This is a genomic window from Bizionia saleffrena (genome assembly GCF_008086175.1).
GTDB lineage: Bacteria > Bacteroidota > Bacteroidia > Flavobacteriales > Flavobacteriaceae > Bizionia > Bizionia saleffrena.
On the sequence record NZ_VSKM01000007.1, the window covers coordinates 1 to 11,927 of the forward strand.

12 protein-coding genes are annotated in these 11,927 nt (G+C 36.0%); 5 read left to right on the plus strand and 7 right to left on the minus strand.

Annotated elements, in window-relative coordinates:
• Positions 1-239: 239 nt before the first annotated feature.
• Positions 240-707, minus strand: coding sequence for a CYTH domain-containing protein (locus ES676_RS07785; protein WP_148369760.1), 468 nt, complete (start codon positions 705-707; stop codon positions 240-242).
• Between the two features lie 106 nt (positions 708-813).
• On the opposite strand from ES676_RS07785, the gene dinB reads away from it, so the two are divergent.
• A complete protein-coding gene (gene dinB, locus ES676_RS07790) occupies positions 814-1,914 on the plus strand; it encodes a DNA polymerase IV (protein ID WP_148369761.1) in 1,101 nt (366 codons plus the stop codon).
• Positions 1,915-2,021: 107 nt separating this feature from the next.
• Here the strand turns inward: dinB and pyk are convergent, their stop codons facing one another.
• The 5 genes from pyk to ES676_RS07815 all read right to left on the minus strand — a co-directional run bounded on the left by pyk (position 2,022) and on the right by ES676_RS07815 (position 6,324).
• On the minus strand, positions 2,022-3,449 hold the full coding sequence (gene pyk / locus ES676_RS07795; RefSeq protein WP_148369762.1) for a pyruvate kinase: 1,428 nt from the start codon (positions 3,447-3,449) through the stop codon (positions 2,022-2,024).
• Positions 3,449-3,934, minus strand: a complete 486-nt coding sequence (locus ES676_RS07800) for an IPExxxVDY family protein (protein WP_148369763.1) — start codon at positions 3,932-3,934, stop codon at positions 3,449-3,451. Before ES676_RS07800 ends, pyk begins: the two co-directional genes overlap by 1 nt.
• 138 nt (positions 3,935-4,072) lie before the next feature.
• Positions 4,073-4,819, minus strand: a complete 747-nt coding sequence (gene rnc / locus ES676_RS07805; protein WP_148369764.1) for a ribonuclease III — start codon at positions 4,817-4,819, stop codon at positions 4,073-4,075.
• A 7-nt stretch (positions 4,820-4,826) separates the two neighbouring features.
• Positions 4,827-6,077, minus strand: a complete 1,251-nt coding sequence (gene fabF / locus ES676_RS07810; RefSeq protein ID WP_148369765.1) for a beta-ketoacyl-ACP synthase II — start codon at positions 6,075-6,077, stop codon at positions 4,827-4,829.
• Between the two features lie 13 nt (positions 6,078-6,090).
• Positions 6,091-6,324 carry an acyl carrier protein gene (locus ES676_RS07815; RefSeq protein ID WP_013869581.1) on the minus strand — a complete coding sequence of 78 codons (234 nt, stop codon included), beginning with the start codon at positions 6,322-6,324 and terminating at the stop codon, positions 6,091-6,093.
• A 182-nt stretch (positions 6,325-6,506) separates the two neighbouring features.
• On the opposite strand from ES676_RS07815, the gene purN reads away from it, so the two are divergent.
• The 4 genes from purN (at position 6,507) to ES676_RS07835 (ending at position 10,839) form a co-directional block, all read left to right on the plus strand.
• Entirely contained in the window at positions 6,507-7,079 is a 573-nt protein-coding gene (gene purN, locus ES676_RS07820) for a phosphoribosylglycinamide formyltransferase (protein ID WP_148369766.1), read from the plus strand.
• Between the two features lie 119 nt (positions 7,080-7,198).
• Positions 7,199-7,840 (plus strand): ribonuclease H1 domain-containing protein, encoded by a 642-nt coding sequence (locus ES676_RS07825; protein WP_148369767.1) that lies wholly within the window; start codon positions 7,199-7,201, stop codon positions 7,838-7,840.
• Positions 7,841-7,924: 84 nt separating this feature from the next.
• Entirely contained in the window at positions 7,925-8,851 is a 927-nt protein-coding gene (locus ES676_RS07830; RefSeq protein ID WP_148369768.1) for a PfkB family carbohydrate kinase, read from the plus strand.
• Positions 8,852-8,940: 89 nt separating this feature from the next.
• Entirely contained in the window at positions 8,941-10,839 is a 1,899-nt protein-coding gene (locus ES676_RS07835) for an amidophosphoribosyltransferase (RefSeq protein WP_148369769.1), read from the plus strand.
• 281 nt (positions 10,840-11,120) lie between these two features.
• Here the strand turns inward: ES676_RS07835 and ES676_RS07840 are convergent, their stop codons facing one another.
• Positions 11,121-11,729: a superoxide dismutase gene (locus ES676_RS07840; protein WP_148369770.1), complete on the minus strand. Its 609-nt coding sequence runs from the start codon at positions 11,727-11,729 to the stop codon at positions 11,121-11,123.
• Positions 11,730-11,927 lie beyond the last annotated feature (198 nt).

The window sequence follows — 11,927 nt, forward strand, 5'->3', positions numbered from 1 at the left end:
AACAGGAGAAGGCAAAGGAGAAAGTGAGCCTGCAGTGCAGTGCGGTACAAACTGTACTGAAGCGCAACATCAACAAAACAGACGTTCTCAATTCACTATTAAAAGTGGTGGACCTAACAGTAATTAAGTACTACTTTAACCAACAATAAAATCAAAAAACCAAAAAGCCACATCTTAATTGATGTGGCTTTTTTATTATTAAGTACTGCAAAACCTATATAGTTATAAAAATCAAAACGCTACCAATTACAAAACGGATGATTACTTAATTGCGAATTGTAATATTTTATATCTCCTGTCACTTCCGCTCCTAACCACTCCGGTTTTGTAAAGGATTCTGTTTCTGAATTTAATTCAACTTCGGCAATTACCAATCCTGAATTAGCACCAGAAAACTCGTCAATTTCGTAGATATGGTTACCCACGTTTACCTCGTATCTTACTTTACTAATCACGCCGTCCTCACATAACTGTAAAAGAGACTCGGCATCCGGTTTAGAAATTTCTTTCTCCCATTCAAAACGCGATAATCCATTGCTTGAAGACGTTCCTTTAACTGTAATAAAGCCGACATCGCCTTTTAACCTAACACGCACCGTTCGCTCTTTATGGGTGTTTAGAAACCCTTGAATAATTTGTGTTTCCTTAAACGCTTCGGCCTTATAAGCTAAAGAATTAACTAAAAATTTACGTTCTATTTCTATCATTATAATATCATTTTAGCCTTTAAAAGGTGATAAATACTCTTCTAAATAAGCGCACTTTTCGTATTTGAACCAAAGATATAGTATTTTTGAGTTTTAATATTTAATTATGGCCGAAGCCTTACCACTCAGAAAAATTATTCATGTCGATATGGACGCCTTTTATGCCTCTGTCGAGCAGATGGATAATCCTGAACTACGCGGTAAACCATTGGCGGTTGGCGGTAGCGGTACACGAGGTGTAGTTGCGGCAGCCAATTATGAAGCTAGAAAGTATGGCGTTCGCAGTGCGATGAGTGGTGTAATGGCTAAACGTAATTGTCCCCATCTCATATTTGTTCCACCACGCTTCGATCGCTATAAAGAGATCTCCTCTCAAGTACGCAAAATCTTTTATGAGTATACTGATTTAGTAGAGCCACTATCTTTAGATGAGGCCTATTTGGATGTTACCGAGAATAAAAAAGGAAATCCAAGCGCGTCTCTTATTGCTGAAGAGATTAGAGCCCGCATTTTAAATGACGTGGGCTTAACAGCATCGGCTGGGATTTCCATTAATAAATTTATTGCCAAAGTGGCTAGTGATTATAATAAACCTAACGGACAAAAAACGGTTAATCCAGAGGAAGTTTTAGACTTTTTGGAAACTTTAGATATCCGTAAATTTTATGGTATTGGAAAAGTTACTGCCGAAAAAATGTACCAAAAAGGCATTTTTACTGGCACGGATTTAAAAACAAAAAGCCTAGAGTTTTTACACTCTCATTTTGGTAAATCGGGACGCTATTACTACTATGTAGTTCGCGGTATTCATAATAGCGAAGTAAAGCCAAATAGAACACGAAAAAGTTTAGCTGCAGAACGCACTTTTAGCACTAATTTATCGTCAGAAATATTTATGCTTGAAAAATTAGAACATATTGCTGAGGAAGTTTCTAAGCGTTTAAAAGCGAATAAAGTGGCTGGAAAAACAATTACGCTTAAGATTAAATACAGTGATTTCTCTCTACATACGCGCAGTAAAACACTGCCTTATTTTATCAGCGATAAGCACTTACTTTTAGAAACCGCGAAGGAACTTTTATATCAAGAAAAATTAGATAATTCGGTGCGTTTATTAGGTATTTCATTATCTAATTTAAACACAGAAAAAACTAAAAAAGAACCCGAATCTAAAACGGTAAGTGTACAGCTTAAATTCGGGTTTTAATTGATTTGCGTTAGCGATAGTAACGGCATCCTTTTGCTTTTTCTGCAAAAGATATAGTGTATAGCGCGGTCCAGTTTAAGTATTAAAATGGAAACGCCCTAATACTCCTAAATTTCGGAAACACGCAACGTATTTACCATTCCCTTATCTTGAATTGGCATTGCCGCTAGACTTACCAACATATCGCCTTTGCTAACAAAGCCTTGGTCTAAGGCAAAATTATTAACGTCTTCGATTGTTTCGTCGGTGCTTACAAATTTTTCGTAATGGAACGCTTTAACACCCCAAAGCAAGCTTAATTGTGTTAAAATACGCTTGTTGGACGTAAACACCAATATGTGCGCACTTGGTCTCCATGCAGAAATTTGAAACGCCGTATACCCACTGTTTGTAAGGGTTGTAATCGCTTTTGCATTGATATCGTTCGCCATTAAAGCCGCGTGATAACAGATGGATTTTGTAATGAATCGCTTAGTACGTATGTGTGGTGGCGATTGCGGCACTTTAATTAAATCTGAGTCTTCGACACTGGTGATTATATTGGTCATTTGCTGAATAACCTCCACTGGGTATTGACCAACGCTGGTTTCGCCAGATAACATTACGGCATCGGCGCCATCCATTACAGAGTTGGCAACATCGTTAACTTCAGCACGGGTTGGCGTTAAGCTAGTAATCATTGTTTCCATCATTTGTGTGGCAATAATTACTGGAATTCTAGCACTTTTTGCCTTACGCACCAGTTTCTTTTGAATTAACGGGACTTCTTCCGCTGGAATTTCAACTCCTAAATCACCTCTTGCAACCATTAACCCGTCGCAATAGGCCACAATTTTATCTATATTTTCTACCGCTTCCGGTTTTTCGATTTTAGCTATAATAGGTATTTTATGAGCGCTGTGCTTTTTGATTAACTCTTGCAGTAACATTAAATCTTCGGCGTGACGCACGAAAGATAAGGCCATCCAATCGACTTCCAATTCGCACGCAAAAATGGCGTCTTCAATATCTTTTTCTGTTAATGCGGGCTGAGAAATATTTGTATTTGGCAAGTTTACACCTTTACGAGAACGCAATGGTCCTCCTTGAATTACTTTGGTTAGCACTTCGTCCACGCCGTTTGTAGACACGACCTCAAAAATGAGTTTACCGTCGTCTAAAAGAACACGTTCTCCTGGGTTTGCATCTTGGGGAAACTTATCGTAGGTCATATACACACGTTTTTTAGTGCCTACAAATTTCTTTCCTGTAGCAAAAACTATTTCGTCTCCCGGATTTACAAATACTTCACCTTTCATAATACCTACACGCAGTTTTGGGCCTTGTAGATCTCCCAAAATAGAAGCGTTATAGCCAAACTCATCGTTTAACTCCCGAATCATTTTAACGCGTTCTTTTACGTCTTCGTAATCTGCATGCGAAAAGTTTATTCTAAATACATTTGCTCCGGCATCTAACATTGCCTTTAGCACCGTTTTATTGCTTGTCGCTGGACCTAAAGTGGCAACAATTTTCGTCTTTTTTCTTTTCAACATTAGTTAAATATTAAATTTTCTTTTGATTTAAGTAGATCGGCATCAATAAAATGAGCCATCACGACTTGCTTGATATCTTGAATTGTGTTTAATATAAGCTTTTGTGCTTGTTCGGGCAGTTCGCTTTCTATTTTTAAGACATAATTAACACGCTTAAATTCGGGCAGTAAATGATACGTTTTGGTAGTTTTACTTGTGCCAAATAGAGAGTCTCTAGTATCAGGTTGTTGTTGTATTTCAACCTTACACGTGTTAGATACTAAATTCCACACCCTAAGTTGCTCTTGATCCTCCCATTCAAAAATGGAATAATGCGCCGCCAAATTATCACTTTTTATATCGTACGGCTTTCTATACAGGTGTGATTGAAGATGTTTATTGATTAGATAAGCCAACCGGAAGTCTTCTAAACTGGAATGAATACCTATAAGTGTAAATTCTTCGTCATCGAAAAAATCATCTAAAACTAATTTTTTATTGGCCATTTGTTTACACTATTTTGCAGCGTAAATATAATGTTATTAGCTTTTAGACCCTATTAATATATGTAATCTTATCGTTAAACTTAAACGGTAGTAAACAATATGTTTTTATAAATAGATACACCGGAATAGACTACAACATTACTCGTGTAATGCATTTGTAATGGCTTCCTGAAAAACAAAAAAGGCTCGTTTTGAAGCTTTTTCTTCGGCTTTCTTTTTCGACGTCGCGCGTGCTTTTGCTATGACTTTATCGTCTATAGATAATTTTACAGAAAAATGTTTAACCTCATCATTACCAGTATCTTCGTAGACATTGTAATTAAAGGTTTTCTTCTCTTTCTGACACCATTCTATAAGCAGACTTTTGTAACTAATTACTTTACCTTCGAGTTTTTCGATGTCTACAAAAGGATCAATCACTTTATCGTAAATAAACTTTTCACAATACAAATAACCACGATCCAATAAAATAGCGCCTACAATAGACTCGAATAAGTTACCGTGGATATTGTCACCGAATTGACCTTTAGGTATTTTACTTTCGACTAACTTTATCAGTTTTAATTCTTTTCCGATTTCGTTTAAGTGCTCCCGACTTACAATTTTAGAGCGCATCTTGGTTAAATAACCTTCGTCTCCACTTGGAACCTCTGTATACAGATGATGTGCAATTACAGACCCCAACATAGCGTCTCCTAAAAACTCTAAACGCTCGTAATTTACCGTATGCCCCTTATTGTTTTTAAGGTTCATAGAGCGGTGCGTAAATGCGGTTTGGTAATACTCTAGGGTTTTAGGTTTAAATCCTATTATTTTTGAAATTGTCGTAAAAAAAATCCCGTTGTCTTTAGAACGGGAATTGAATATGTTACGAATACTTTTCATTGAGAATTTAATCTAATTTTTTAAACAGTACGCAAGCATTGTGCCCACCAAACCCGAAGGTATTGCTCATTGCGACTTTAACGTCTCTTTTTTGAGGTGTGTTTAAGGTTAGGTTTAATTCTGGGTTTATATTCTCGTCTACCGTCGTGTGGTTAATTGTAGGAGGCACAATACCGTGCTTAATAGATAATATAGAGGCAATAGCTTCTATAGCTCCAGCGGCTCCTAACAAGTGCCCTGTCATAGACTTTGTAGAGTTAATATTTATGTTTTTAGCGTGCGCACCAAACACTTCGGTAATTGCTTTTAATTCTGCAACATCTCCCAATGGTGTAGATGTACCGTGCGTGTTAATGTGGTCTACTGCTTCAGGTTCTAAACCTGCGTTTTCTAGACAATTTTTCATCACAGCGATAACACCAATTCCTTCTGGGTGTGGTGCGGTCATGTGATAAGCGTCTGAAGACATACCACCACCTAAAACTTCGGCATAAATAGTAGCCCCTCTAGCTTTAGCATGTTCGTACTCTTCAAGAATTATTGCTCCTGCTCCTTCTCCCAAAACAAATCCATCTCGTGTCGCATCAAAAGGTCTCGATGCCGTTTCAGGACTGTCATTTCTAGTTGATAAAGCATGCATTGCATTAAACCCACCCATTCCTGCAATAGTTACTGCGGCTTCACTTCCTCCAGTTACTATAACGTCGCACTGTCCTAAACGAATATAGTTTAAGGCATCAATCATAGCATTTGCAGAAGAGGCACAGGCCGAAACTGTTGTGTAATTAGGCCCCATAAATCCATTTTTAATAGATATGTTACCCGGTGCAATGTCTGCAATCATTTTAGGAATAAAGAACGGATTAAATCTTGGTGTTCCATCGCCTTCAGAGAAGTTCAACATTTCGTTCTGAAACGTTTCTAAGCCTCCAATTCCTGCTCCCCAAATCACTCCAACTCGCAGTTTGTTTACGGTTTCTAAATCTAGTTTAGAGTCCGCAATAGCCTCATCAGATGCGACCATTGCGTACTGCGTAAACCTGTCCATTTTACGAGCCTCTTTTCTATCAAGAAAATCGGTCGCTTTGAAGTTTTTTAATTCACAAGCGAATTTCGTCTTGAACTTTTCAGTATCAAAATAGGTTATTGGTGCAGCACCACTTTTACCAGTTAATAAAGCGTCCCAAAATTCATCTTTGGTATTCCCTATCGGCGTTAATGCTCCTAACCCCGTTACTACAACTCGCTTTAATTCCATAAATTTCTAATGCTTATTTTGCAGCTTCAATATACGATACTGCTTGACCAACTGTTGCAATGTTTTCTGCTTGATCGTCTGGAATTTGAATATCAAATTCTTTTTCGAATTCCATTATTAGTTCTACAGTGTCTAATGAATCTGCTCCTAAATCGTTTGTGAAGCTCGCTTCAGTTACAACTTCGTTTTCATCAACACCTAATTTGTCTACGATGATCGCTTTTACTCTTGATGCAATGTCTGACATAATTTTAATTTTTTTAGTTTTAATTAAGAGGCAAAAATAAAAAACTTTATTTTAAAACACATCTTTCTTTCGAAAATGTGGTGGTAATTTAATAAATAAACTTTAACTATTTGATATTTACCCTATAATTGTTAATAATTATTCTTTTTTTTGTGGTCACAATTTAAACATTATATCTGTAAATGAAACGTATTGTAATTTTTGCTTCCGGGGGCGGAACTAATGCTGAAAATTTGATCACTTTTTTTCACAACAGCGATAATGCTTCTGTTATTCAAGTGCTTACGAACAATCCTTGTGCCAAAGTTTTAGAACGCTGTAAAAAATTGAAAATTAGCGCTTTATCTTTTAATAAAATTGCTTTTACTGAAACCGAAGACGTCCTTAATATTTTAAAAGCATCGCAACCAGACCTAATTGTACTCGCTGGTTTTTTATGGAAATTCCCAGAAAATATCATCGCAGAATTCCCCGATAAAGTGATTAATATCCACCCTGCTTTACTCCCAAAATATGGCGGAAAAGGGATGTTTGGAAAACACGTTCATGAGGCGGTTGTAAAGAACAAAGAAATTGAAACTGGCATCACAATTCATCACGTAAACGAGAATTATGACGATGGAGCGATCATTTTTCAGGCAAAATGCGAAGTAAAAACGACAGATTCGGCGAATGATGTTGCTGAAAAAATCCACAATTTAGAAATGAAACACTTTCCTTTAGTTGTAGAAAAACTTTTAACTTCAGAAAAATAACACGTCCTTTAAATATTTTAGTGCCCTGTATTTACTTTTATTGGCTCCAAAAAACTATAATTATTTTTTTTTAAACCAACTAACGCTTTCTCTCTTTTCTGAGAGGCTCTAAACTACAAATGAGTACAAAGAAAAAAAAATACTACACCATTTGGAAAGGTCACAAAACAGGTGTTTTTGACTCTTGGAATGTGTGTAAAAAACACATTAAAAATTTTGAAGGCGCTCAATATAAATCCTTCCCGACTCGTGCTGCTGCAGAAAAAGCATTAGAAGGTAATTATTTCGATTATATAGGAAAAAGTAAATCGTTTAAAAGTGAGTTGTCCGGACTTGATCTTAAAAAAATCGGCCTGCCCAATTACAACTCCATTGCTGTGGATGCGGCATCGAGTGGAAACCCAGGTATTATGGAATATCGTGGCGTCGACACCAAATCGAAAAAACAATTATTTATACAAGGGCCTTTTGCTCAAGGCACCAATAATATAGGGGAGTTTTTAGCACTTGTACACGGCTTAAGCTTTCTTAAAAAGCATAATAGTGATCGCATTCTATATACAGATTCGAAAACGGCTATGAGTTGGGTACGTAAAAAAACCTGCAATAGTAAGCTAGAACGTACCAGCAAAAACAAGCCTGTTTACGATTTAGTAGATCGTGCTGTAATTTGGTTAAAAAATAACGACTATAATACCACCATAGTAAAATGGGAAACAAAGGCCTGGGGTGAAATCCCTGCAGATTTTGGCAGAAAATAGTTTTGGCAAAATAGTCTTTTAAAATCCATTGTTTCAGTAAGAAAAAAAAAGACGTAACTTTGCAAAAAATATAGAATACAATTTATGAGTAAATTAGTTGTAGTAGGAACAGTCGCTTTTGATGCTATTGAAACTCCTTTTGGTAAAACAGACAAAATTCTTGGTGGTGCTGCCACTTACATTGGCTTATCGGCTTCCAATTTTAATATAGATGCCACTTTAGTTTCTGTTATTGGTGGCGATTTCCCTAAAGAGCACTTAGATTTGTTAGAGAGCAAAAACCTTGATCTTTCTGGAATTGAAACTGTAAAAGATGGTAAAACATTCTTTTGGAGTGGAAAATACCACAACGATATGAACTCTAGAGACACTTTAGTTACAGAGCTAAATGTTTTAGAGCACTTTAAACCTGTTGTACCCGAAGCGTATAAAGATGCTGAAATAGTGATGCTAGGTAACTTACATCCTTTAGTACAACAAGGTGTTTTAGACCAAATGAATAAAAAGCCCAAGCTTGCCATTTTAGATACTATGAATTTCTGGATGGATATTGCTTTAGAGGATTTATTGTCTGTCATTAAAAATGTAGATGTTATCACTATTAACGATGAAGAAGCACGACAACTAACAGGAGAATATTCTCTAGTTGTAGCCGCAAGAAAGATTCACGAAATGGGCCCTCAATACGTGGTTATTAAAAAAGGAGAACACGGCGCATTATTGTTTCATAAAGACGATGTGTTTTACGCCCCTGCGCTACCCTTAGAAGCTGTTTTCGACCCAACGGGAGCTGGAGACACTTTCGCTGGTGGTTTTGCTGGCTATTTAGCAAAAACCGAAGATATTTCTTTCGAAAACATGAAAAATGCGGTCATTTATGGCTCGACGTTAGCCTCCTTCTGCGTCGAAAAATTTGGTACAGAACGTATGGAAAATCTAACCGATAAAGAAATACACGAAAGACTGCTACAGTTTAAAGACTTAACACAATTTGAAATTAAATTAACATAAACTAACGCGCTCTTAAAAGGAGCGCGTTTTTTAATTTCCCGTAACACAGGAAGTAAAACTTAATAAACAACTACTACAACAACTACACAATGAGTGATGCTTTAAAACACGAATGCGGTATTGCAATGGTTAGACTTTTAAAACCATTAGAATTCTATAAAGAAAAATATGGGACTGCATTTTACGGCGTAAATAAAATGTATCTATTAATGGAAAAACAACACAATCGTGGTCAAGATGGTGCTGGTTTTGCAAGTATAAAATTAGATACTAAACCTGGAGAACGCTATATAAGTCGCGTGCGCTCTATAGAGCAGCAACCTATACAGGATATTTTTGCTCAAATTAACGACCGTATTAATACAGAGCTTACAACACATCCAGAATATAATGACGATGTTGCGTTACAAAAAAGAAACATACCATACATTGGCGAGTTGTTTCTAGGGCACGTGCGTTACGGTACCTTTGGTAAAAATAGTGTAGAAAGTGTACATCCGTTTTTAAGACAAAACAACTGGATGCACAGAAACCTTATTCTTGCCGGAAACTTTAATATGACGAATGTTAAAGAATTGTTTCAAAACCTTATCGACTTAGGTCAGCATCCTAAAGAGTATACCGATACCATAACTATTATGGAAAAAATCGGACATTTCTTAGACGATTCTGTAGATAAAATTTATAAAAAACTAAAAAAAGAAGGCTACAAGAAAGTAGAATGTTCCCCTTTAATTGCGGACCGTTTAAATGTGGCTAAAATATTAAAACGAGCTGCTAAAAACTGGGATGGTGGTTATGCTATTGCAGGATTATTAGGACATGGTGACTCTTTTGTACTAAGAGATCCAGCAGGAATCCGACCAGTGTATTATTATAAAGACGACGAGGTTGTTGTAACCGCTTCAGAGCGTCCTGTAATTCAAACAGCATTTAATGTAGAGTTTGACGATGTTAAAGAATTACCCCCTGGGCACGCTATTATTACCGAGAAATCTGGTAAAGTATCTATTAAAAAAATATTAGAACCCTTAGAACGCAAATCGTGTTCTTTCGAGCGTATCTATTTCTCTAGAGGTAGTGATGCAGAAATATATCAAGAACGAAAAAAATTAGGAAAACTATTAATGCCGAAAGTTTTAGAGGCTATTGATGATGATACCAAAAACACAGTATTTTCGTTTATTCCAAACACGGCTGAAACCTCATTTTTTGGAATGATAGAATCGGTTGAAGAGCATTTAAACAAGAAAAAAACAAAAGCTATTTTAGCTGGAAATGGCGGTTTAAGCGCGCAAGCGGTAACCGATATCTTATCAGAAAGACCACGTATAGAAAAAATAGCCATAAAAGATGCTAAACTAAGAACGTTTATTACAGAAGACAGTAGTCGCGATGATTTAGTAGCACACGTTTACGATGTTACTTATGGCGTTATTAAACCCACCGACAATCTTGTAATTATAGACGATAGTATTGTACGCGGAACGACGCTTAAAAAAAGTATTATTAAAATGATGGACAGACTACATCCTAAAAAGATAGTTGTTGTGTCGTCTGCGCCACAAATACGTTATCCAGATTGCTACGGTATAGATATGGCTAACTTGGAGAGTTTAGTCGCCTTTAACGCTGCTTTAGAACTTTTAAAAGATAATAATAAATGGCATATTGTTAAAGACGTTTACGAAAAATGTTTACAACAAGTAGAGCTAAAAGATACAGAGATTAAAAACTTTGTTAAGGATATTTACGATTCTTTTACACCCGAAGAAATTTCAGCTAAAATATCCGTGCTCTTAAGCGATGATACTGTTAAAGCTGAAATTGATATTATTTTTCAACCCGTAGAAAATCTTCATATTGCTTGTCCAGATCATTTAGGTGATTGGTACTTTACAGGAGATTACCCTACACCAGGAGGAAACAGAGTAGTAAACAGAGCGTTTATTAATTTTTATGAAGGCAATAAGGAAAGAGCGTATTAAATATCTTACGCTATTTTTACAACACGATATAACTGATTTATAGCGCTTTGCATTTTATCGGATATATTAACCCTTAAACTAAAAAAAGATAAAAAAGATAAAACATTTATTATATTTGAACTTACCATAACATAAGTAGGTTAAGTTCATGGTAGATTTGGGGCAAAAAAGGTGAACTCTCGTTCACCTTTTTTATTTAAAAAAACGACATAAAAAAAGCAGACTTTAAATTTAAAGTCTGCTTTTTTTATGTCGCCTATTCAGGCTAGAATTCAAACTGCTTATTTAGCGTTTGCGAAGCGTTTCTCTACTTCATTCCAGTTAATTACATTAAAAAATGCTTCAATATAATCTGGTCTTCTATTTTGGTAGTTTAAATAGTAAGCGTGTTCCCATACATCCAATCCTAAAATAGGAGTTCCGCCACAGCTAACGTCTGGCATTAATGGATTGTCTTGATTTGGTGTTGAGCACACTTCAACTTTTCCGCCTTTATGTACACAAAGCCAAGCCCAACCAGAACCAAACTGAGTAGCAGCAGCTTTACTAAATTCATCTTTAAACGCATCAAAAGATCCAAAAGCAGCTTCAATAGCTTCTTTTAATTCTCCAGACAAACGTCCTCTACCTTCTGGATTCATAACCTCCCAAAATAAAGAGTGGTTATAAAAACCTCCACCATTATTTCGTACTGCTTTATTGTCCATATCTAAATTAGATAGAATATTTTCTATTGTTTTCCCTTCTAAATCTGTGCCTACAATTGCAGAATTTAATTTAGAAGTATATCCTCCATGGTGTTTAGAGTGGTGTATTTCCATTGTACGCGCGTCTATGTTTGGTTCTAAAGCGTCGTATGCGTATTTTAATTTCGGTAATTCGAAAGCCATAATTGTATGTTTTTTGGTTAATAATCCTTAAAAGTAAATTTAACAATTTAACACTTCAATAAAAAATTTAAACACCCCTATCCCTTTGTTTTAATAATACTTTAACACCCGTAAATTAAAATCCTTTCATTTTACGGTAAAAACAGAAGGTCTTGAGCTTATAAAATGATTATTGTTTTTATCTTGTAACAAAAAACT

Bases quoted from the DNA above. Each gene is read 5' to 3' on its own strand.
- ES676_RS07785 (WP_148369760.1), bottom strand. From the start codon at position 707: ATGATAGAAATAGAACGTAAATTTTTAGTTAATTCTTTAGCTTATAAG.
- rnc (WP_148369764.1), bottom strand. From the start codon at position 4,819: ATGAAAAGTATTCGTAACATATTCAATTCCCGTTCTAAAGACAACGGG.
- ES676_RS07835 (WP_148369769.1), top strand. From the start codon at position 8,941: ATGAGTGATGCTTTAAAACACGAATGCGGTATTGCAATGGTTAGACTT.
- ES676_RS07800 (WP_148369763.1), bottom strand. From the start codon at position 3,934: ATGGCCAATAAAAAATTAGTTTTAGATGATTTTTTCGATGACGAAGAA.
- ES676_RS07825 (WP_148369767.1), top strand. From the start codon at position 7,199: ATGAGTACAAAGAAAAAAAAATACTACACCATTTGGAAAGGTCACAAA.
- ES676_RS07840 (WP_148369770.1), bottom strand. From the start codon at position 11,729: ATGGCTTTCGAATTACCGAAATTAAAATACGCATACGACGCTTTAGAA.
- fabF (WP_148369765.1), bottom strand. From the start codon at position 6,077: ATGGAATTAAAGCGAGTTGTAGTAACGGGGTTAGGAGCATTAACGCCG.
- purN (WP_148369766.1), top strand. From the start codon at position 6,507: ATGAAACGTATTGTAATTTTTGCTTCCGGGGGCGGAACTAATGCTGAA.
- dinB (WP_148369761.1), top strand. From the start codon at position 814: ATGGCCGAAGCCTTACCACTCAGAAAAATTATTCATGTCGATATGGAC.
- ES676_RS07815 (WP_013869581.1), bottom strand. From the start codon at position 6,324: ATGTCAGACATTGCATCAAGAGTAAAAGCGATCATCGTAGACAAATTA.
- pyk (WP_148369762.1), bottom strand. From the start codon at position 3,449: ATGTTGAAAAGAAAAAAGACGAAAATTGTTGCCACTTTAGGTCCAGCG.
- ES676_RS07830 (WP_148369768.1), top strand. From the start codon at position 7,925: ATGAGTAAATTAGTTGTAGTAGGAACAGTCGCTTTTGATGCTATTGAA.